Source organism: Microbulbifer sp. ABF4_148 (assembly GCF_056158985.1).
The window spans coordinates 371,726-392,721 of record NZ_JBSWUI010000001.1 but is presented as its reverse complement, the minus strand read 5'-3'; the positions used below and the strand labels follow the sequence as shown (position 1 = coordinate 392,721).

The window sequence follows — 20,996 nt, the reverse complement described above, 5'->3', positions numbered from 1 at the left end:
GGCGGACGGGAGCTGGATTTGGGTTAGCGGGGGGTGTGCCACTGTCCTCCAGCGCGGTGACTCCTTATTGGGGTGCAAGCGTCAGCGTGTGGATCACGGAACCTGGCAGCAGCGGGGTGTTTTCTGCATTCACCCAGTCGGCATGGCCCGCGGTATAAAAGTCGGAAAGCGGGTGGCCACTCTGTCCTCCGGGCATAATCAGGAAGCCATCCTGCTCTTTACCGGGACTCACTACAAAGCGCATGGACTGGCCATGCTTGGGCCGCTGCGCCAGCGGCATGTAGCTGTCACCGGCCTGCTCGCTGGCAGGCATATTCAAATGGTCGGCCAGGAATCCGGGCAAGGCCGAGGCCAGCGGATGGTGCATTTGCAGCGCATTGTGCTTGCCCCAGTTTGCCGCGTCGATGTCGCCATGCCGCTCGACCAGATCGGCGAGTACGGTTTGCAACACGGAGCGCTGGAAATCCAGCCAGGTCTGGAAGCCCGCGGGTAGCCAGTGTGTCGGCTGCTGGTCACGAATCTTCGCCAGGGCGCCCTCACTGTTACTGTTGAACAGCCATACCTCTTTGTGCTCGGCAGAGATCACCGTGTTATTCACCAGGGTTTCCTGCAGGGCACGGTTCATCGCGCGGGTGAATTCCCGCTGGTATTCCCGTGCGACGGTGTAGCCGACATCATCCTCAGCGGCACGCGCGGACCAGTCTGTGAGTGCTGTCAGCGCGCTGTACTCGTCTGCGGAGAGATCTTCGAGCGGGTCCATCCAGCTCAGCAGGTGGTCGCGCCAGCCGGCAACGGTTTCCGCCCGATTGTTCTGCAGCATTTCGGTCATGCGCAGTTCATCGAAGCGCTCGGTGGCGGTCAGGTCCTGCTCGATCAGCCAGCCGCGGGTGCCCAGGGCATAGGTGCCGCGTCCGATCTGGTCGCGCATATCGCCGCCGACGATACGGTTGTTGGCGGTCCAGATGTAATCCAGTTGCTCACTGGTGATCATTGGATAGTCAGCCGGTTGCAGCCAGCCGCGCCAGGTATTTTCGACTTGCTGCCACGGCACCAGTCGCTCGGTCAGCACGCTACCGCGCTCAGGAATGCGGCCGAGGATCGTCCACAGGATATCGCCCGCGCTGTCCGCGACCACAAAGTTGAACGGGCTGATACCGGAGCGATGGGCAATCTCGGCGGCTTCCGCAGCGGTTGCCGCGTCGTCCATATCGAGGAATGGCAACGGGTTCAGCGCTTCCGCATGGTGGACCAGCCAGCGATAGGCAGCGCGTTGGCCATCTTCCAGCGTGACCGCGGGCCCCCAAATGGTGTTGTCGATTTCCAGTGTCACCGGCGCTTCACCTTTGACGACGATGGTCTCAACCTGGCGATCAAACGCTTGTTGACCCTGAGGGGTTTGATAGTGGGTCCCGTCGTGTTCCAGCACGATGTAATCGGCCCAGTCACCGGCCGAGTTGGTCATACTCCACGCGACATTGCCATTGGTTCCGATCGCCATGGCTGGCATGCCGGGGAAACTCACCCCATTCATATGCACGGCATTGCCGGCCGCATTGGTGTAATTGAGTTGGACGCGGTACCAGATGTGGGGAATGGCCATGCCGAGGTGCGGGTCATTGGACAACAGTGCACCGCCATGGCTGGTTTTGGCACCACTGATGGCCCAACTGTTGGAGCCATTCATCGGACCGGGCTCGGGTGAGACAGCGGCCAGTTCGGCGGCCTCGTCGGACGCACTCCCGCTATTCAGCGCGAAGATGGCCTCCGACGGGATTGTCGGCGTTGCATACCGGGTGCCGTCAATGGCGGTATCCCAGTGCGTGCCCTGGGGTTGGATAAACTCCAGCAGGGTTTCACCACCCGCGCGCAGCAGCAGGTCGCGGGCATAGTCACTTTGCGCCAGCTTGCCGGTCATCTGGATGAACATGGACATGGACACCAGCAGGGATTCGGTGGGCGACCACGGTTTGGGTTCGGCGCGCAACAGGTGATATTCGAAAGGCTTGCTGCCGAGGCTGGCGAGACCCGCATTGACGCCTTTCGCGTAGATCTCGAGAATGGCGCGATCCGCTGCCGGGATAGCCGCGAGCGCTTCGTTGGCCCGGCGGCGCAGCTGGTGTACGCGATATTTCTTATCGGCCTCCAGTGCCATGTTGCCGAACAGTTCCGCGAGTTCGCCGCTCGCGAGCCGGGATGCCAGGTCCATCTGGAAGAAACGGTCCTGTCCGTGGGCAAAGCCCATCGCGTAGGCGGCATCCAGCCGGCTGGCGGCGGTGATCACGGCAATACCCTTGTCGTCGCGCGCCAGTGTGGCGGGGGCGCTGAGGCCAGAAGTCACCGTGATTTCACCGTCCAGCGTCGGCAGGCTCGCGCGCAGGGTTAAAGTGAGGTAGGCACCGATAACCAGCACCAAAATACATACTGCAGCAGCGAGCCGCTTCAACCAACTTGGCATGTTGAAACCCGATTATTAATGATGTGCGGCGGTGATCATATCACCACTTTTTCCCCGCCGCCGTCGTGTGGCTGTACGTCGCCAGGCGGCAAAAAGCCTAAAAAAACCTGCGTTTTTCCACACGATGCGCTGACTGTTTGGTCAGGGGGTGGCGGCGTTTGCGGGCCTGGCATTTCCCTTAGGGCTGCCATTCCACATGGAGCACGCGATGGGGTATCTGGTGCTCGGCAAAGTAGCGCAGCCAGCGTTGTTGATTTTGTTGCAGCCGGTCGCCGGGACCTTTTACTTCGACCAGTTCATAGCCGCAGTGCTCAGGGAACAGGATCAGGTCCGGCATGCCGTTGCGATGCTGGGGTATATCACTGACCAGACGCTGGAAAATCGCCCGCCAGTGGTCGGCGGGAATACGCTCGATTGCAAATTCCAGCAGGGTTTCCGATAGGCCATCCCAGGCGACCAGCGGATTGGCAATATCCTGCTTGTCGCGGTAGGTCTGCAGAATGCGTTCTTGCAGGGTTTCCCGGTCCAGTGCCGTCAGGTGTGCGTCGATGGCCGCGCGCCGCTGTGGATAAAAGTCGCTGGTGCGGAAATCGCTGGGCGCGATCTGGAAGGGATTGAAAAAGGCACCGGGAACCGGCGCGAAGACCTGGTCCCATAAGTACAGACCCAGCATGCCATTGAACAGCATATTCTCGACCCAGAAACAGTCTCCGCTTCCGGACGCTTCTCCTTCCAGATACTCGGCGGCGACCAGCTCCACGCGTTCATCGGTCTGCGCCAATCTCACCGTTTCGGTCGGTGCGGTATAGCGCCGGGGAGCGGGCCAGTGCGCTTGCTGTCCAAGTTTTTTGGCGGTGCGATGGCCGAAACTTTCTGCAAATAATTGCTCCGCCTCGTTGGCGGGCTGCTGCAGAATTTGCCGGCACAGAGCCAGCCCGGCGTCACCGTCGCCCCGGGTCACGGCGATACGGGCGCGTCGTTCACGCGCGGGTGGCCGACCACAGTGCCGGTAGAGTTGATCGGCCTCTGCGAGCGCATCGAGTCGTTCCAGCTGTCGCGCCAGCGTCAGGCGCAGTCGATCCAGCCGGCGGTCCAGGGTCGCATCCTCGGGATGAGAATCGGGCAGCGCCTCTGCCAGCATGAGGATGGCATCGGTACCGGTTTCCAGTGCGCTGTCGAGATCTTCCAGACAGCGATAGTACTGCCGATGGAGGTCCAGCTGGTCGCGCGAGCGAAACGGCAGGTTGTTCCGATCCAGCGGATAACGTTCATAGCGGTACAGCCCCAGGTCGCGGAGCACATAATCGGTCAGATCCTGATGCAGGTTGCCAAAAAACAGCAACCGGAAGGTATCGAAATGCTCTGCCGACTGTACTGCCAAAATGGTCTCATCCCGAGTTAACCGGGTTCTCAGCATACGATCGTCATGATGCTCGAGCAGCGCCTGTTCCAAAGCATCGCGCTTGAGATTTTTTGCTTGCGGGACAGGTGCGCGGGCAACGAGCTCGGGCTTGGTGAACAGGGGGAGCAGTGCGCCTGCCCCCTGCTCGGGATCTATTCGCAGAAGGCCGTCCGCATGCAGCTGGTCCACTGCTGTGGAGAGATCGGTAATCTCTTCATACTTCAGCTTGCCGAGGCGGAACAGGGCGCCCGCCCCGGAAGGTACGCCCTTGCGCGATAGCAGGCGTACGTAAAGGCGCTGAGCATCAACACCCTGGGCGCGAAAGGCGTCGTAAAACCGTTGCTCTTCCGCCGACAGGAGGTCCATATAGCGGTCGGCGACAAACTGCATCAGGGCCTGGAAGTTTTCCAGGTAATAGTCGGGTGCCAGTTCGACAGGAGATTCCATGGCGAGGAGTCATTCTTTATTGAGCTGCAGATGAGGGGTTCAATTGCTTGCGTAAGATATAGCTGTGTTTTTATACAGCATGGGCGTCTTCGGTACAAACCCGATAATGACTGCCCGGGCGTGACCGGTGCGAAGCGCGACGGCAGGACAGGGTAAGGTGGTATTGGCGGATGCGGTCCTCATATAATCCATCGAAGCAGTGCACATGACATCAGTACACGGCACAAGGAGCGGGAGCATCCGTAATGGGGTTCGGCAAAGTATTGATTGGAACTTTTCAAGCGATCACGCGGCACGCAACAGCGTTGCTGCAGGCATTGGCGTGGCCGTTTCTCGCCCTTCTACTGATCGATGTCCTGTCTCAGCGCGCTACTTCGATTGCCGCGATCGTGGTGGCGATAGTTACCCTGTGCCTCCAGATCGTTGTCGCGATTACCGCAATACGCATTGTCCTGATGCCCGCAGGGTCGATGCCCGCCTGGGGACTGAGGGCGTGGACATGGCGAGAAACCCGCTTTCTGTTGAAGTTTCTGGGGTTTGGCATGGCGATCCTCGCGCTGACGATGCTGACAGCGGATTCGATCGCGGCAACGTTAGTCGGTGTGCTCTTGATCGGCTGGGGTGTCGGCCGTTTGTGTCTCGTGTTACCTGCCGCGGCGGCGGACAAGCCGATGACGTTGCGGCAAGCGTGGCAGGCCACCGCAAATCATCAGCTCTTGATGCTGCTGGTGGTTTTGGTCGTACCTGCCATCTTTTCAATTCCGGTATTGGTCGCGAGCCTGCTTCCCTACTCTGATATTTTTATCAGTATCTTCGTCAACGTGGCGCTCGCTGCGGAAATGATTGCACTGTCCGTGGTGTATCAAATGATCCAGGATGCCCAGCCGCGGGCAAATACGCCTGCATAGGCAAAAGTGTGAAAGGTTAGTCGAACATACTCAGCAGCGACCCCAGCGTCTCCTCACCCTTTGCCTGATTTTGCTCCGGCGTGGCCTGGCCGAAACCTTCCAGAATAATGTCTTCCTCCGGCAGCTCTTCGATAAAGCGGCTGGGGGTGGTGTCCTGGGTTTCTCCGAACTGCTTGCGCTTGCCGGCCAGGGTCATCATCAGCGTGCGTTGCGCACGGGTAATGCCGACATAGGTCAGGCGGCGCTCTTCCTCGATATTGTCGTCTTCGATGCTGTTGCGGTGCGGCAGCAGGTTTTCTTCCATGCCGATCATAAACACGTGGGGGAATTCCAGACCCTTGGCGGCGTGCAGGGTCATCAGGCTGACCTTGTCGGTCGCTTCCTCTTCTTCCTGACGGTCGAGCATGTCGCGCAGGATCAACTTGGAAATGGCCTGCTCGAGGCGGATATCCTGTTCCAGTTCGTCGTCGGTGCCTTCCATGATTTTGTTCAGGCTTTCCAGCAGCCAGTACACATTTTCCATGCGCTTCTCGGCCACTTTCTCGCTACTGGCGTTCTGCGACAACCAACCCTGGTAATCGATATCGTCGAGCATTTCGCGCAGTGCGGTTTCGGCGGTATTTTCGCGGCAATTGCGCTGCACGCCTTCGAGCCACAGGGCAAACCGGTTCAGGCGCTCGTAGCCCTGTTCGTTGATGTGCTCGCGAAAGCCGAGCTCGCTACAGGCGGCGAACATGGAAATCTCGCGGCCCTTGGCATAATTGCCCAGCGCCTCGAGGGAGCTGGTACCGATCTGGCGGCGCGGGGTATTGATGATGCGCAGGAAGGCGTTGTCGTCATCCGGGTTCACCAGCAGACGCAGGTAGGCCATCACGTCCTTGATCTCCGCACGGGCAAAAAACGAGGTGCCACCGGACATCTGGTAGGGAATCTGGTTCTCCTGCAATTTCATTTCGATCAGGCGCGCCTGATGGTTGCCGCGGTAGAGCACCGCGAAGTCCATGAATTTCGCACCGCGCCGGGCGCGCTGCAGGAAGATCTCATTGGCAACCCGCTCCGCCTCTTCGTTTTCATTCGGCACTTTCACTACCCGGATTTCCTCGCCGAGGCCGCGGTCGGACCAGAGTGCCTTGTCGAAGTCGTGGGGGTTGTGCGCAATCAGGTGGTTGGCGACGCGCAGGATGCGGCTGGTGGAGCGATAGTTTTGTTCCAGCTTGATCAGGCGCAGGTTGGGAAAGTCGACTTGCAGCTGGCTCATGTTTTCCGGGCGTGCGCCGCGCCAGGCGTAAATCGACTGGTCGTCGTCGCCTACCACGGTCAGGCCGCCGCGGCCGCCCACCAGCATTTTCACCAGCAGGTACTGGGAGTTGTTGGTGTCCTGGTACTCATCCACCAGCAGGTAGCGGATCTTTTTGCGCCAGCGTTGCAGCAGTTCCGGATCGCTGTCGAACAGTTGCACCGGCAGTAGAATCAGGTCATCGAAGTCCACCGCGTTGTACGCCTTGAGGGCATCACAATAGCGACCATAGGCCACCGCGATGGCCTGTTCTCCCGCACTTTGCGCCTGCGCCATGGCGTCGCGCGGCATGAGCATGTCGTTTTTCCAGTTGGAAATCTGGTTCTGTACCCGGTCCAGCAGGTCGGTGTCCAGGTCACCATCGCGTAGCATCAGCTCCTTGATGAGTGCGCGTGCATCTTCCGCATCGAAGATCGAAAATCCGGGTTTGAAGCCGGCGGTGCGGTATTCCTTGCGGAGGATGTTCAGGCCCAGGTTATGGAACGTAGAGACGGTCAGTCCATGCGAGGCCTTGCTGCTCTTGCCGTCGGCGCCGCGCAGTAGCTTGCTCACCCGCTCCTTCATTTCCCGCGCCGCCTTGTTGGTGAAGGTCAGGGCGGCAATGTTGCGCGCAGCGAATCCACACTCTTCGATCAGGTAGGCAATCTTGCGGGTGATTACACTGGTCTTGCCGGAGCCGGCACCCGCCAGAACCAGGCAGGGGCCGTCTACATATTTCACTGCCTCCGCCTGGCGGGGGTTGAGCTGGGTCATGGGTAACGCGACTTCCGGGTGATTGAGCCCCACGTGGAGCATTCAGGCTCCGCATTCTATCAGGGGGCGCGGGTTCCGTTGACCTGCAATCGGCAGACCATGGATTCATTTGCGACTGCGGCGCCGGATTGTGTTCATAGCCAGCACCGCAGGGATTGGCTATAAAGAGGCCTGCCCGCGCCCAGCGGGCATATGACATGTGTTGGGAGGAGGTGCCCATGGGGGCGAAAATTTGGGTGGACGCGGATGCCTGCCCGGTGGTGATTCGCGAGATCCTGTTCCGTGCGGCGGAGCGCACCGGTACTGAGACGACGCTGGTGGCCAATCAATACATGCGGGTACCGCCCTCGCAGGTGATCCGATCGGTGCAGGTGACTTCCGGATTTGATGTCGCGGATAACGAGATCGTGCGTCGCTGCGCGGCCGGAGACCTGGTGATCACCAGTGACATCCCCCTGGCTGCAGAGGTCATTGAGAAAGGGGCGACCGCACTCAGTCCGCGGGGAGAACGTCATACCGCGGCGAACATCCGTGCACGACTCAATATGCGCGACTTTATGGACACCATGCGTGCCAGTGGCATGCATACCGGTGGGCCGCCGGCCCTGGGGCAGACCGAGCGCAAGGCTTTTGCCGACCAGCTCGACCGCTGGCTGTCTCGCCAGCGCGGGGCCTGAGTATGAGCAGCAGGAGCTCGCCGTGAACGACGCGGTGCGTACTTGCCAACTGGTACCGGCCAGTGAGGGGCAGCGTGAGGAGCTGGCGAGTTGGCTGCAGACGGCTGCACAGGCGATGGACTGGGGGGGTCCCTGGCTGCGCTTCCCATTTGATGCGCAGACCTTCCGCGAGGACAGTCGCTGGGATGCCCTGCCGAATCGGGCGCTTGTCGGACCCACGGGGAACATGCTGGGTTTCGGGCAGTATTACCTGCGCGCGGGGCGCTGCCATCTCGGCCACCTGATCATTGCGCCCGGCCGGCGTGGACGTGGGCTCGGCGGCGAGCTGGTCCGGCGCCTGGCGGAGGAGGGATGTCGCGAGCTGCAGGTGAGCGAGTGCTCGCTGTTCGTCCTGGCTGACAATGTCCCCGCCGTTCAACTGTACCGCCGCCTGGGTTTTTCATCCGCCGTTTATCCACAGCCGATGGAAGATCTGGACAAATGCGAATATCTGGTCGCTTCATTGGCGAGCGTTCAGGCCGGACCGGAGGCACTGCCGTTATGACACCCGTCACGATGTGCACCGAGCGCCTGCGCATGCGACCGTGGCGGGACGATGACAAAGCCGCTCTGGCCGCCATCAATGCGGATCCGCGGGTTATGGAATTTTTCCCGTCTGTCCTCAACCGCGTCGAGAGCGATGCGGGTCATCAGCGATTGTGCGATCACTTCGAACGGTATGGCTGGGGTTTCTGGGCGCTGGAAGAGCGGGATTCCGGAATACTGGTCGGCTTTACCGGGTTGCAAACCCTGAAGCCTGAAATGCCATTTGCGCCCGGCGTGGAAATCGGTTGGCGACTGGCCCGCCAGAACTGGGGGCGCGGCTATGCGGTGGAGGCTGCACGGCGTGCACTGACGTTTGCGTTTGACGAGCTCTCACTCTCGTCCGTCGTGGCATTTACGCCCTGCCAAAACACTCGCTCGGAGCGGGTCATGCACAAGCTGGGCATGCAGCAAGAGGGCACGTTTGATCACCCGGGCCTGGCTTCGGGACATCGACTGCGGCGCCATCTGCTCTATCGCGTCTCCGCACCGGCCGAGTGAACCCGTACTAGAAATAGCGACGCACGCGCCTGCGGTAGGTACTGTAGGCGGCGCCGAAGCGCGCGGAGAGATAGGTCTCTTCGCGGCGGATGACCCCGTAATGCGTAATCGCAATCAACGGGGCCGAGATCAGGGGGCCCCACCAGGAATTGATCAGCAGGGTGCCGCCGAGAAAAACCAGCGCCAGCGCGAGATACATCGGATTCCGGGACAAGCGGTAGGGGCCCTCGCAGACCAGTCGGTTGGCGGCCTCGCCGGGATTACTGCTGGTGCCATTCTGGCGCAGGGTTGCCGCGCTCCATGCGAGCAGTATCAACCCGGGTACCAGCAGTGCCATGGCGGGTCGCCAGAGCAGTGTTTCCGTTTGCAGGACCAGTAGCGGATGCAGCCAGTCCAACAGCAAGACGGCAATAAACCCGATTGCGTAAAGCAGCGATGGCAGGATCACGACCTGTGGGCGGTCCTGTGTATCCATCGCGGCGGGTACACCGGAAGCATTTGCCATACCAAAACTATCCTTGTGGGCGACTACGGTTGGCTGGGATGCGGGGCCAATACTGACGCCCATCCCTGATGTCTCAACTGGCGGGGTTGTACCAATCACACGCCGGCTGTTTCGGCGACAGGGCGATCGAGGTTGCGGTAGGCCAATGCCTCGGCAATTTCCGCCGCACTGATTTGCGGCTTATCGTCGAGATCGGCCAGCGTACGGGCAACCCTCAGAATGCGGTGGTAACTTCTGGCCGAAAGTCCAAGTTTTTCGACCGACCGGTGCAGCAACTGCGCTTCTGCGCTGCCGAGCGCACAGTGCTGATCCAGTGCACGTCCTGTCAATTGCGCGTTAATTGTAGACTGTCTTTGCAGTTGGCGTTCACGAGCTTGCGTCACACGCCGGCGCACCGCTGCCGAGGACTCCCCGGGTGGGGTTTCATGTAGGGCTGACGCCGGAAGCGTTGCCACTTCGACCTGCATATCAATCCGATCCAGCAGTGGGCCGGAAAGTTTGCCGCGATAGCGCTGGATCTGGTCCGGCGTACAGCGGCAACGCGGCTCACCGAGATAACCGCAGGGGCAGGGGTTCATGGCCGCCACCAGCTGAAATCCCGCCGGAAAGGTGACCTGTGCGCGGGCGCGGGCAATACGCACCTCACCGCTCTCGAGAGGTTCGCGCAAAATTTCCAGCGCATGGCGCGGAAACTCCGGCAATTCATCCAGAAACAGTACTCCTCGATGGGCCAGCGAGATTTCCCCCGGACGCGGTGAACTGCCGCCCCCGACCAGCGCGGTGGGAGAGGCACTGTGGTGCGGCGCGCGAAACGGGCGCTGCAGCTGTCGCGGCAGGCCGGCGCTGGAATACACCGCTGCGACCTCCAGCTGCTCTGCACGGGCGAGCGGGGGCAGCACGCCTGCCAGGCGGCTCGCCAGCATGGTCTTGCCCGTTCCCGGGGGGCCGTAAAACAGCAGGTTGTGGCCGCCCGCCGCAGCCACTTCGAGTGCGCGACGCGCGCGCAGCTGTCCCCGTACATCTGCGAGGTCGGGTACGTCGAGCAGGGCGTCGCTCGCAGGAGGAGAGGCTTCTGGTAAGGCCTGCCGTTGGTGTAAGTGGGCGCAAACTTGTAGCAGGCTGTCGGCCACCCGGGCGGGCACGCCGGCGAGCCCGGCTTCTTCGCTGCACCCCTCGGGTACCACCAGGGTACGTCCGGCGGCACCGCAGGCGATAGCTGCCGGCAGGGTGCCCGGTATCTCTCGCAGCGCGCCTGTCAGTGCCAGCTCACCAATAAACTCATAGTCTCCCAGCCTGTCGCCGGGAACCTGCCCGGACGCCGCGAGGATGCCGAGGGCAATGGCCAGATCGTAGCGGCCGCCCTCCTTCGGCAGGTCGGCCGGTGCCAGATTGACGGTGATACGCCGTTGCGGGAATTCAAAGTGGCTGTTCACCAGCGCACTGCGCACACGGTCGCGGCTCTCGCGGACCGCCGCCTCGGGCAGCCCGACAATATTGAAGGCGGGCAAGCCGTTGGCGAGATGAACTTCAACCACCACTGGCGGGGCATCGATGCCCAGTTGGGCACGGGAATAGGTAACCGATAGGTTCACGGCGTCTGTCTTCCTTGAACTGGCCTGAACGGTTGGGAGTGTTTGGAGTGGGCTGGGTTACGTCTGGTCGCGTTCTTCCAGCCTGTTTTCCAAATCTGCCATTTGCGCTTCGAGTGCGGCGAGCTTCTCCCGCGTGCGCTGCAGGATGGCGGCCTGGGTATCAAACTCCTGTTGTGTGACCAGCGGCAGCTTGGCCAGCGCGACACTGAGTGCATCGCGCAGGTCGCTGCCGATGACTGCACCCTGTTGTTGCAGCTCCTGCAAAAGTTGTTGCAGTTTGTCGCTACTCATCCGCAATTCCTCACTAATATACTGCCCGAGAATAGTTTTCGATTGTAACCCAGCCACAGGTTTCGCCAACCTGGTTCACAATCTGCGCGAATCCGGCAATTTATGCTCTGTCATGGTTCGCGCGCACCAAAATGTCCCCAAAACTGTGCGTGCACCGCTTCGGCGCAATATTCTGGTGCGCCCCGTTTTCGCGCGCCACCTGCCAAACGCCCCGTTTTGCATCATAACCCCTTGAAATTAAACGAAATTGCAAACTTGGCATCATGTCTGCAATTGCACCACTGCAGATCATTTTCAGACGCCGGGCAGGGACAGGCTCACGAGGCACCGACTGGCGACCACTGAGACATCTTCAGCGGCTCGTGACCCGAACTGATACAGGCTGCACCACATAACAAATGAATAGACATATTCACAGATACCAAGGAGAACCAAGGTGGGAATCAAATTGAACAAAATTGCTGCTGTATTTACTGCTAGTGCCCTGGCGCTGAGTGTTTCTTCTGCCGTGAACGCAGAAGAGTCTGGTATTTCCGCTAGCGCGAATGTTGGTGTTGTCAGTGACTATCGCTTCCGTGGCATCAGCCAGAGCGATCGTGCACCGGCGGTTCAGGGCGGTGTAGACCTGGACTTCGGTAACGGCCTGTACGCAGGTACCTGGGCTTCCCAGGTTGACTTCGCTTACGGCAGTGACGAAACCAAGGCTGAGCAGGACGTTTACTTCGGCTTCGCCGGCGACCTGGACGACAACGTGAGCTACGACGTTGGCTACATCTACTACGCCTACCACGGTAGCGATCAGGATGAAGATTACCAGGAAGTGTACGGTAGCCTGAGCGTTGGCGACCTGAGCCTCGGCGCTGCTTACTCCGACGACTACTGGGCTGCTACCGGCGAGTTCGTTTACCTGAACGCCGCTTACTCTTTCGCCCTGCCGAACGATATCGCTCTCGATCTGAGCGCGGGTATCAACCTGTTTGACGAAGAGTCTTTCCTGTTCGAGTCCGACTCTTACATTGATTACTCAGTAACCCTGAGCAAAGAATTTGGCAGCCTGGCTCTGAGCGCCTCTCTTATCGGCACTGACATCAGCGATGCTGAGTGCTTCGACCTGGATTGGTGTGAAGCAGGCCTCGTTGCTGGCGCTACTTACAGCTGGTAAGTGATCTCGGCCCGCCCTCATCGGTGGGCCTCTACTTTTTAGGGGGAACCATGAAACTGGTAACCGCAATAATCAAACCCTTTAAGCTCGACGCGGTTCGCGATGCGCTGGCGGAAGCTGGCGTTTCTGGTATTACCGTGAGCGAGGTTAAAGGATTTGGTCGGCAGAAAGGCCACACCGAACTTTACCGCGGAGCGGAGTACGTTGTGGATTTCCTGCCTAAAACCATGCTGCAAATTGCAGTGGAGGACAGCCAGCTGGACGCCGTACTCGAAGCCATTGGCTCCGGTGCGCACAGTGGCAAAATTGGCGATGGCAAGATCTTTGTTGCCAACCTGGAACAGGTTGTGCGTATTCGCACCGGCGAAACCGGCACAGAAGCGCTGTAACAACTGCGCGGGTAACGCAACCGAATAGCCAAAAAAAAATTAAACAACTTTTTTATAACTCTCGGGATTAAACGGAGCGAAAAATGGAAAATCAAATTTTCCAGTTGCAGTATGCAATGGATACGTTTTACTTCCTCGTGTGCGGCGCGCTGGTCATGTGGATGGCAGCGGGCTTCTCTATGTTGGAAGCAGGTCTGGTACGTTCTAAGAACACCACCGAAATTCTCACCAAGAACGTGGCGCTGTTTGCCATCGCTTGTATCATGTACCTGATCAGCGGCTACGCGATCATGTATGACGGCGGCATCCTGCTGTCCGGTATCGAAGCATTTGACCTCGAAGGCGTGCTGGCCGATTCGGCTGACGCTGGCTTCGAAGGTGGCTCGGTTTACTCCGGTGCTTCTGACTTCTTCTTCCAGGTAGTCTTCGTTGCTACTGCCATGTCCATCGTTTCCGGTGCGGTTGCAGAGCGTATGAAGCTGTGGAGCTTCCTGATCTTCGCCGTTGTCCTGACCGGCTTCATCTACCCGCTGGAAGGTTCCTGGACCTGGGGTGGCAAGGAAGTATTCGGCCTGTACAACCTGGGCGATCTGGGCTTCTCTGACTTTGCCGGTTCCGGCATCGTGCACATGGCTGGTGCTGCCGCTGCTCTGGCTGGCGTTCTGCTGCTGGGCGCTCGTAAAGGCAAGTACGGCCCGAACGGCGAAGTTTACGCCATTCCGGGTGCCAACCTGCCGCTGGCAACCCTCGGTACCTTCATCCTGTGGATGGGCTGGTTCGGCTTCAACGGCGGTTCCGTACTGAAGCTGGGCGATGCTGCAAACGCGCACTCTGTTGCCATGGTATTCCTGAACACCAACACCGCTGCTGCGGGCGGTGCAATTGCCGCCCTGATCACTGCACGCGTCCTGTTCGGCAAGGCCGACCTGACCATGCTGCTGAACGGTGCTCTGGCTGGTCTGGTAGCGATTACCGCTGAGCCTTCCACCCCGACTGCCCTGCAGGCAACCCTGTTCGGCGCCCTCGGCGGTGTTCTGGTTGTCTTCTCCATCGTTGGCCTGGACAAGCTGAAGATCGACGATCCGGTTGGTGCAATCTCCGTGCACGGTGTTGTTGGTCTGCTGGGCCTGTTGCTGGTACCGCTGACGAACGACGGCTCTACCTTCAGCGGTCAGCTGATCGGCGCTGCGACCATCTTCGGTTGGGTATTTGCAGCCTCCTTCGCAGTCTGGTTCCTGCTCAAGGTCATCACCGGTATCCGCGTCTCTGAAGACGAGGAGCAAGAAGGTGTTGACTTGGCTGAGTGCGGAATGGAAGCTTACCCCGAGTTCATGAGCAAGTAATTGCTCTGAACAGGTGCAGTGACTGCCTGGCGGTCGCTGCCCTGGGATTGCTTTCGCGGAAGGGTCCCGCGACCCGACTCCCGCAGAATAACCAACGGGCCTCGTAACAGGGCCCAAGACCAAGGGAATAGCTCAGATGAAATTGATTACCGCAGTGGTTAAACCCTTCAAGCTCGACGACGTGCGTACTGCATTGTCTGAAGTGGGCGTTCAGGGTATGACCGTAACTGAAGTAAAAGGTTTTGGCCGCCAGAAGGGCCATACCGAACTGTATCGCGGTGCTGAGTATGTCGTGGACTTCCTGCCCAAGGTAAAGCTTGAGCTGGCCGTTGATGACAGCATGGTGGATAGCGCTGTTGAAGCGATCACCAAAGCCGCTCAGACCGGTAAAATCGGTGACGGAAAAATCTTCATTACCGCTCTGGAAGAAGTGATCCGCATCCGTACTGGCGAAACCGGTAGCGAGGCCGTTTAAGGTCTCCGCAGGATTTTGCCCGGCGCGAAGCAATTTGCGCCAAATTCAAAAAGGCCCCTCCGGGGCCTTTTTTATTGCTTTGCGAAAGGCAAAATTGGTGGTCACTTCGCTTTGCGGGCTTTTCCTCGGTGTTGCCCACCTCGCTCAAACGGCGCTTTTTTCTGCATAACCAAGCGCAATATCCGCTGTAACTTGCCTGACAAAAAACTCTATCTTTCCCGCGCCGCTTTGCTGGCGGGACGGCAACCGAGTGCCTATATATTACTCGCCGCCGCGTGGTGTCAGTGCTGGCAGGATTCCGCATTATCTTGCGGACCCCGGTTACGACATTGAGGGGCGGCGGCACAGGGGTACGTCCTCTGTAACAGGAGTTTCAGTTACAGGGTTAGAGTTATGAAAACCGATGGAAATGAAGAGCAAACCAGCAACGCGCGCAACAGCAAGGACAATGAGGACTTTGCTGAGGAGCGCAGTATTACTTCTCGCCAGCGAGCGAGAACCCAGTTATGTGATGACGTTGAGGAATTTCTCGCCAGCGGCGGCGCTATTGCGGAAATAGATCCCGATGTCACCGCGGACCCGCCGCGTAAGCCGCAACCGAAATACGGCAGCAGGCCTATCTGAAGGCTGTTCTACTCTTCCGAATCGCCATTTGTCCCCCCCGCGCGTGCGCGCGGGTGGGCTTTGTCGTACACCTTGGCCAGGTGCTGGAAATCCAGGTGCGTATAGATTTGGGTGGTGCCGATATCGGCATGGCCCAGTAGTTCCTGCACGGCGCGCAGGTCTCCGCTGGATTCGAGCATATGGCTGGCGAACGAGTGCCGCAGCATATGCGGGTGGACGCGCTGTTCGGCGCCGCTGGCTCTGGACCAGTGTGCGAGGCGTGCCTGCACCGCCCGGTTGCCAAGCCGCTTTCCCTTCATGGATACGAACACCGCCGCATCTTCAGACGCCGGTGCTTGCTTGCGCCACGTGGCCAGGGCCTCCAGCGCGGTACGGCCGATGGGGAGCAGTCGGCTCTTGCCACCTTTGCCTGTTACCCTGATTTCCGCTGCCTGTGCGTCGATATCGTGCCAGTTCAGTGCGGTCAATTCGCTCAGGCGCAACCCGCTGCTGTAAAACAGCTCGAGTATGGCGCGATCGCGAAGCGCCAGGGCGTCGTCGCCAGTGGCAATGTGCGCGGGGCTCTCAACAAACTCACCGGCGGCATCCACATCCAGTGGTCGCGGCAGTTTCTTTTCCCCTTTGGGAGCGCGCAGACCCGCCGCCGGGTTCGCGGCGACCCAACCCTGCGTCAGCGCATGCTTGAACAGATTGCGAACCGCGGATAGCCATCGCTGCAGACTGCGCGGACCGAGTCCACCGCGATGCAGTTGTGCCAGGTGCTGGCGCAAGGTCATTTCGGTTAAATCGGCGAGCTGCGAGCCCTGACTGCTCTCGGTGAGACGCAGTAACTGGCGCAGGTCGCGCTCGTAGCCATCACACGTGTGCGGCGACAGGCGCTTGATGTGGCGCAGGTGATGGAGGAATTGCTCGATGGCGAGCGACAGGTCCAACGGGCCTAGCCCCGATTCATCAGGTCCGGCAATACCCGTTCGAGTACTTCGCCGATATAGGAGAGGAACATGGTGTCCAGGCTGGAACTATAGTGCTGTGCATCCCCGGAACCCACGGCGAGCACACCCAGCTGGTTTGCCAGCGGTACAACCGCCGCGGAGGCGACATGATCGGCCTGGTCCCCAAACAGGAACTGTTTTTCTGACCCACGCAAAACCCCGCAGACGGTGCGGCCATTGCGCAACAGGGCACCAATAGCGGCTTCGCCACTGGTACGTGAACGCACGTTGAGGGCGTCGCATCGCTGGCTGCTGGGGACGGGTTCGAACAGGGTCAGTGCGGTGAACTCAACACCAAAGTCCTTTTCGAAACTGCGCTGCAACGCGTTTGCGGCCTCCGAGAGCTCAGCGGCTTCCAGCAGTGCCAGTACCAGTCTCCGGGTGTGCAGGAAAAGCGCATCGTTTTCGCGTGCGGCGTTCAGCAACTGATCGAGCCGTTGCCGCATCTCGATGTTGCGCTCTCGCAGCAGGTTGGTCTGGTGAGTCATCAGCGAGACGGTTTTGCCATTTTGTCGCGGCAAACGCATATTCTCGAGCAGCTCCAGGTGGTCGGCGAAAAAGTCCGGGTTCTGCATCAGGTAGCGTGCCACCTGCCGCGCCAGTGACTTGCGGTCACGGGGCGAGGTGGATTCCGCTGCGCTCGGGCCGGACTCGATTGCGTCGCTGTGCTCGGTCATGCTGCTGTGGCTCGTCTGTCAGAGATTGATCTGCCCGTGGTATACCGACGTGGCAGGCCCCGTCATGGTAACCGGGGTACCGGGACCACTCCAGTGAATTGTCAGGGTGCCACCGGGCAGGTGGACTCTAACCTCGTCATCGACCAGTCCACGCAGGTGTGCCGCGACCATGGCCGCACAGGCGCCAGTGCCGCACGCTCGTGTCTCGCCCACGCCGCGTTCGAACACCCGCAGGCGAATGCTCTCGCGGGATTCCAGCTGCATAAAGCCGACATTGACGTTGGCGGGGAAGCGCGCGTGAGACTCGATGCGCGGGCCGAGGGATTCCACCGGTGCATTGAGCACGTCCTCGACCAGCAATACGGCGTGTGGGTTGCCCATGGAGACGGCGCCGATATTGAAGGTCTCGCCATTGACCTCGAGGGGATAGGACTCCGCCTCACGATCGGCGTTAAAGGGAATCGCGGCTGGCTCCAGGACAGGGGCGCCCATATCGACACTCACCTGGTCACCTTCGAGCAAGTCGAGCCGCAGCAGCCCGCCAGCGGTTTCCACCAGCAGGCTGTTCTTGCCGGTCAGCCGGCGCTCGCGTACGAAGCGGGCAAAACAGCGCGCGCCGTTACCGCAGTTCTCCACCTCGGAGCCATCCGCATTGAAAATGCGATAGCGGAAATCCGCCTCGGGATTGCGCGGCGCTTCCACCAGCAGCAATTGGTCACAGCCAATACCCAGGTGGCGATCCGCCAGTCGGCGGACTTTTTCCGGGGACAGGCGAACCCGCTGGCTGATGCCATCGAGCATGACAAAGTCATTGCCGAGGCCGTGCATTTTGCTGAACTTCAGGCGCATTCTCTGGTTCAGTCCTTGTGTTCGGAGGCTTCAGTACGTCGGGGAGCCAGGTGTTCGCCGCGCACCAGGTCTGCCTGGGTTTCACGGGCGCGAAGCAGGTTTACCTGATCACCGTCGACCAGTATTTCCGCGGCGCGCGGGCGACTATTGTAGTTGGAACTCATGGTAAAACCGTAGGCGCCGGCGGACAGCATCGCCAGCAGTTGCCCGGGCTCCGGGGACAGTTCACGACGCTTGCCGAGGAAGTCGGCGGTTTCGCAAACCGGGCCGACGATATCCCACAGTTCTTCGTTACCGCCACCCGCTGCCGAATTGGGTTTCACCGGTACGATATCCTGCCATGCCTGGTAGAGCGCCGGGCGCAGGTTGTCGTTCATCGCCGCATCAACAATCGCAAAGTTGTGGTCGGCGGTCCGCTTGAGAAATTCCACCCGCGTCAGCAGCAGGCCTGCATTGGCGGCGATGGAACGACCGGGCTCGAGTACGATGGCCAGATTGCGGCCTTCCAGGCGCGACTTGACCGCGCCAATATAGTCGCTGACCGGCGGTGGCGCCTCTCCACGATAACGGACGCCCAAACCACCACCGAGATCGAGATGCTTGAGCGCAATACCATCTGCCGCCAAGCTGTCGATCAGTTTAAGCAGGCGGTCCAGCGCATCGAGGAAGGGCGCCAGGTCGGTGAGTTGCGATCCGATATGGCAGTCCACACCGACCACTTCAAGGTGCTGGGATTTTGCAGCGCGTCGATACACCGCGGGCGCATCCTCGATCGCGATACCGAATTTATTTTCTTTCAGTCCGGTGGAAATGTAGGGGTGGGTCTTGGCATCCACATCGGGATTGACCCGCAAAGAGACCGGCGCGACCACGCCCATTGCCTCTGCGACACCCGCGAGCCGATCCAGCTCGGCACCGGACTCAACGTTAAAACAGTGCACGCCGACTTCCAGCGCACGACGCATTTCCGCCGCGGTTTTGCCGACGCCGGAAAACACCACCCTGGCCGGATCACCGCCCGCGGCGAGGACCCGTTCGAGTTCCCCGCCGGAGACGATATCGAAGCCGGAACCGAGTTGCGCGAGTACTGACAGCACACCCAGATTACTGTTGGCCTTCACCGCATAGCAGATCAAGCCCGGGTGATCACCCAGCGCTTCGGCATAGCTGCGGTACTGGCGCTCCAGATGTGCGCGGCTGTACACATAGGTCGGGGTGCCGTGTTGCTCGGCGATGGACTCCAGCGATACGTCCTCAGCCCAGAGGCTGCCATCGCGATAGTGAAAGTCGGTCATTTTTCTACTTCTTGCTCTGCACTGCTCGATTCGGATTGTTGCTCTTCTTCGCCATCGTTTGCGGTAGACGGGCTAACGGCCGTCGGTGCCGTGACGACCCCGGTGGACACGGGCGCAGGCGGAAGTGTTTCCTGGGGGAGATAGAGCGGCCCCTTCTGGCCACAGGCACTGGTTGCCAATGCGAGGGAGATCGCAAGAAAGAAAGGGATTCTCGGGGGCAGTCTCGAGGACATAAGCTGCATCCTGCGGCGAATAGGCGAAAGCCTGCTAGTATAGCCAGCTGCGGTGCAGAACTACACTGCCAGAACACCCCGGCCAACCCGATAGTAGAAGTATTGTTTCATGAGCCAGACTGAATTTGATGCAGCCATTGAGCGGACCCTGATCCAGGTCGAAGATGCACTGGACGAATGCGAGTGGGATATCGACTACGAACGCGCCGATGCGGTGTTGACCCTGACACTGGAAGACAATGGAAGCCAGGTCATTTTGTCGCGCCAGGGTGCAAATCAGGAGCTCTGGGTGGCGGCGCGCTCTGGCGGCTTTCACCTGAAATTCCAGAACCCCGGCTGGCACTGCACCACCACAGGGGAGGACTTTTCCACCCTGCTCGATCGGGTCTTGACCGAGCAGCAGGGCGCGCCGGTGACACTGGGGCTCGGTTAAGTCCGGGCCTATTGATGTGGCCGGGCGGCCGGTTGGTTGTTAGATTCCGCTAGCGCTGCCCGATCGCCGCTAAACTTGGCCTGTGCATAAGGCCCGATCTCCTCGATTTTCTCCACCCACAACGCCCCGCGGAAGTCTGCCGGCAGGTAATCCAGCTGCTCCGGACGGTAAACACCGGTCAGGCCGTTGTGGTGATCCTTGATGGAAAATACCAGGCTACCTGCATCATGCAGGCGTTGCTGGAGCCGATTGGGCCAACCCCAGGCGGCCCAGGCAAGTGAATCCGGAACGATAGCCGCACCGTCGCGGCAGGCCTCCGGTACATAACCACTCCACCCCACAAGCAGGTAGCGGATCAAACACAGCTTGACGCTCTGCCGGCTAAACAACAGTGCGTCAGGTTCCAGCTGGCGCAGGCGTTCCATCGGCAGGTGGTGTCCGTAGGCCATCAGGCGCGAGTCAATGGGCAGGTTACGCGCTTGCAGGTAGTCGTGTAGCAGGTTCGCTTCGTTCGCATTCTGACTTTTGATATTGAGCAAAAACGCCTTGCTCGGAAAAGCCCGGTAGACCTCCTCGAGGGTCATCATTTGTCCCCGGGCCTGGCCGCGAAACGGATACGTCTGGCCTCCGTCGTGGGTGTAGCCATAGCCCAGATCGAGGCTGCGCAGGTAGTTCATCGTCTGTTCACGGGTGGTGCCGCTGCCCTCTGTGCGGCAATCCAGCGTCCAGTCGTGAAACACGGCGAACTCTCCATCGATGGTGGGATGAATGTCGATCTCGACAATATCGGCACCGGCAGTAAACGCGGCCTCCATCGAGGGCTGCGTATTTTCGAGATAAGGGTGTTCGGGCGGGTCGATACGGATCGCCGTGCAGGTATCCCGCTCCAGGTTTTCCCGGTGATAGGTCTGGTAGACGCCCCGGTGGGATACGAGCGTGGGACCGTCGGTCGCCAGAGGCGCGAGCCAGGAGGCGTTGGTCAGGTAAATGGCAATCAGTGCGGCCAGGTTGACCAGCAGGATGAGGCGAAACTTCCTTTTCATTTTCTGCTTCCCTTCAGTGTGGAAAACAGTTTACGGCTTGTGCGACAGGAGTTTCGGGCGGGCGCAGGATG

At 60.0% G+C, this 20,996-nt stretch carries 22 protein-coding genes; 10 read left to right on the top strand and 12 right to left on the bottom strand.

Translation table 11 applies throughout. The features are described from left to right. Positions 1 to 64: 64 nt before the first annotated feature. A complete protein-coding gene (locus tag ACXAD0_RS01640) occupies positions 65 to 2,455 on the bottom strand; it encodes a penicillin acylase family protein (RefSeq protein ID WP_475086602.1) in 2,391 nt (796 codons plus the stop codon). 178 nt (positions 2,456 to 2,633) lie between these two features. Beyond that, complete coding sequence (locus ACXAD0_RS01635) at positions 2,634 to 4,304, bottom strand: VRR-NUC domain-containing protein (RefSeq protein ID WP_475086601.1); 1,671 nt, start codon at positions 4,302 to 4,304, stop codon at positions 2,634 to 2,636. 245 nt (positions 4,305 to 4,549) lie between these two features. Between ACXAD0_RS01635 and ACXAD0_RS01630 the strand changes: the two genes are divergently transcribed. Further along, positions 4,550 to 5,212: a hypothetical protein gene (locus tag ACXAD0_RS01630; protein WP_475086600.1), complete on the top strand. Its 663-nt coding sequence runs from the start codon at positions 4,550 to 4,552 to the stop codon at positions 5,210 to 5,212. A gap of 16 nt (positions 5,213 to 5,228) precedes the next feature. Here ACXAD0_RS01630 and rep read toward each other — a convergent pair whose 3' ends face one another. Next, positions 5,229 to 7,262: a DNA helicase Rep gene (gene rep / locus ACXAD0_RS01625; protein ID WP_475090285.1), complete on the bottom strand. Its 2,034-nt coding sequence runs from the start codon at positions 7,260 to 7,262 to the stop codon at positions 5,229 to 5,231. Positions 7,263 to 7,480: 218 nt separating this feature from the next. Here rep and ACXAD0_RS01620 point away from each other — a divergent pair, with 218 nt between their 5' ends. Genes ACXAD0_RS01620 through ACXAD0_RS01610 form a run of 3 tightly spaced genes read left to right on the top strand, consistent with a single transcriptional unit; the run spans position 7,481 to position 9,022 of the window. Then, a complete protein-coding gene (locus ACXAD0_RS01620) occupies positions 7,481 to 7,939 on the top strand; it encodes a YaiI/YqxD family protein (RefSeq protein WP_475086599.1) in 459 nt (152 codons plus the stop codon). Between the two features lie 22 nt (positions 7,940 to 7,961). Further along, positions 7,962 to 8,483: a GNAT family N-acetyltransferase gene (locus ACXAD0_RS01615; protein WP_475086598.1), complete on the top strand. Its 522-nt coding sequence runs from the start codon at positions 7,962 to 7,964 to the stop codon at positions 8,481 to 8,483. Next, complete coding sequence (locus tag ACXAD0_RS01610; RefSeq protein ID WP_475086597.1) at positions 8,480 to 9,022, top strand: GNAT family N-acetyltransferase; 543 nt, start codon at positions 8,480 to 8,482, stop codon at positions 9,020 to 9,022. The genes ACXAD0_RS01615 and ACXAD0_RS01610 overlap by 4 nt, the downstream gene beginning before the upstream one ends. 7 nt (positions 9,023 to 9,029) lie before the next feature. On the opposite strand, the gene ACXAD0_RS01605 is transcribed toward ACXAD0_RS01610, so the two are convergent. The 3 genes from ACXAD0_RS01605 to ACXAD0_RS01595 all read right to left on the bottom strand — a co-directional run bounded on the left by ACXAD0_RS01605 (position 9,030) and on the right by ACXAD0_RS01595 (position 11,410). Next, on the bottom strand, positions 9,030 to 9,527 hold the full coding sequence (locus ACXAD0_RS01605) for a methyltransferase family protein (RefSeq protein WP_475086596.1): 498 nt from the start codon (positions 9,525 to 9,527) through the stop codon (positions 9,030 to 9,032). Between the two features lie 95 nt (positions 9,528 to 9,622). Continuing rightward, positions 9,623 to 11,119 (bottom strand): YifB family Mg chelatase-like AAA ATPase, encoded by a 1,497-nt coding sequence (locus ACXAD0_RS01600; protein ID WP_475086595.1) that lies wholly within the window; start codon positions 11,117 to 11,119, stop codon positions 9,623 to 9,625. A 57-nt stretch (positions 11,120 to 11,176) separates the two neighbouring features. Next, the gene (locus ACXAD0_RS01595) at positions 11,177 to 11,410 is read right to left on the bottom strand and encodes an accessory factor UbiK family protein (protein WP_475086594.1); all 234 of its coding nucleotides are present in this window, start codon (positions 11,408 to 11,410) and stop codon (positions 11,177 to 11,179) included. A 436-nt stretch (positions 11,411 to 11,846) separates the two neighbouring features. On the opposite strand from ACXAD0_RS01595, the gene ACXAD0_RS01590 reads away from it, so the two are divergent. From ACXAD0_RS01590 to ACXAD0_RS01570, 5 genes are all read left to right on the top strand, one after another. Continuing rightward, positions 11,847 to 12,572 (top strand): TorF family putative porin, encoded by a 726-nt coding sequence (locus ACXAD0_RS01590; protein ID WP_475086593.1) that lies wholly within the window; start codon positions 11,847 to 11,849, stop codon positions 12,570 to 12,572. A 50-nt stretch (positions 12,573 to 12,622) separates the two neighbouring features. Beyond that, positions 12,623 to 12,961 carry a P-II family nitrogen regulator gene (locus tag ACXAD0_RS01585; protein WP_475086592.1) on the top strand — a complete coding sequence of 113 codons (339 nt, stop codon included), beginning with the start codon at positions 12,623 to 12,625 and terminating at the stop codon, positions 12,959 to 12,961. Between the two features lie 83 nt (positions 12,962 to 13,044). Next, the gene (locus ACXAD0_RS01580; protein ID WP_475086591.1) at positions 13,045 to 14,304 is read left to right on the top strand and encodes an ammonium transporter; all 1,260 of its coding nucleotides are present in this window, start codon (positions 13,045 to 13,047) and stop codon (positions 14,302 to 14,304) included. A 136-nt stretch (positions 14,305 to 14,440) separates the two neighbouring features. Further along, positions 14,441 to 14,779 (top strand): P-II family nitrogen regulator, encoded by a 339-nt coding sequence (locus ACXAD0_RS01575; protein ID WP_043319767.1) that lies wholly within the window; start codon positions 14,441 to 14,443, stop codon positions 14,777 to 14,779. A gap of 393 nt (positions 14,780 to 15,172) precedes the next feature. Beyond that, positions 15,173 to 15,403, top strand: coding sequence for a hypothetical protein (locus tag ACXAD0_RS01570; protein WP_475086590.1), 231 nt, complete (start codon positions 15,173 to 15,175; stop codon positions 15,401 to 15,403). 8 nt (positions 15,404 to 15,411) lie between these two features. Here ACXAD0_RS01570 and xerC read toward each other — a convergent pair whose 3' ends face one another. Genes xerC through lptM form a run of 5 tightly spaced genes read right to left on the bottom strand, consistent with a single transcriptional unit; the run spans position 15,412 to position 19,449 of the window. Beyond that, on the bottom strand, positions 15,412 to 16,335 hold the full coding sequence (gene xerC / locus ACXAD0_RS01565; RefSeq protein ID WP_475086589.1) for a tyrosine recombinase XerC: 924 nt from the start codon (positions 16,333 to 16,335) through the stop codon (positions 15,412 to 15,414). Between the two features lie 5 nt (positions 16,336 to 16,340). Continuing rightward, the gene (locus ACXAD0_RS01560) at positions 16,341 to 17,072 is read right to left on the bottom strand and encodes a DUF484 family protein (protein WP_475086588.1); all 732 of its coding nucleotides are present in this window, start codon (positions 17,070 to 17,072) and stop codon (positions 16,341 to 16,343) included. 18 nt (positions 17,073 to 17,090) lie between these two features. Further along, entirely contained in the window at positions 17,091 to 17,921 is an 831-nt protein-coding gene (gene dapF, locus ACXAD0_RS01555; RefSeq protein WP_475086587.1) for a diaminopimelate epimerase, read from the bottom strand. 8 nt (positions 17,922 to 17,929) lie between these two features. Continuing rightward, on the bottom strand, positions 17,930 to 19,216 hold the full coding sequence (gene lysA, locus ACXAD0_RS01550; RefSeq protein ID WP_475086586.1) for a diaminopimelate decarboxylase: 1,287 nt from the start codon (positions 19,214 to 19,216) through the stop codon (positions 17,930 to 17,932). Next, entirely contained in the window at positions 19,213 to 19,449 is a 237-nt protein-coding gene (gene lptM / locus ACXAD0_RS01545; RefSeq protein ID WP_475086585.1) for an LPS translocon maturation chaperone LptM, read from the bottom strand. Before lptM ends, lysA begins: the two co-directional genes overlap by 4 nt. Positions 19,450 to 19,558: 109 nt before the next feature. Between lptM and cyaY the strand changes: the two genes are divergently transcribed. Continuing rightward, entirely contained in the window at positions 19,559 to 19,882 is a 324-nt protein-coding gene (gene cyaY, locus ACXAD0_RS01540) for an iron donor protein CyaY (protein WP_475086584.1), read from the top strand. Positions 19,883 to 19,890: 8 nt separating this feature from the next. Here cyaY and ACXAD0_RS01535 read toward each other — a convergent pair whose 3' ends face one another. Next, complete coding sequence (locus ACXAD0_RS01535) at positions 19,891 to 20,925, bottom strand: glycerophosphodiester phosphodiesterase family protein (protein ID WP_475086583.1); 1,035 nt, start codon at positions 20,923 to 20,925, stop codon at positions 19,891 to 19,893. Between the last annotated feature and the right edge of the window lie 71 nt (positions 20,926 to 20,996).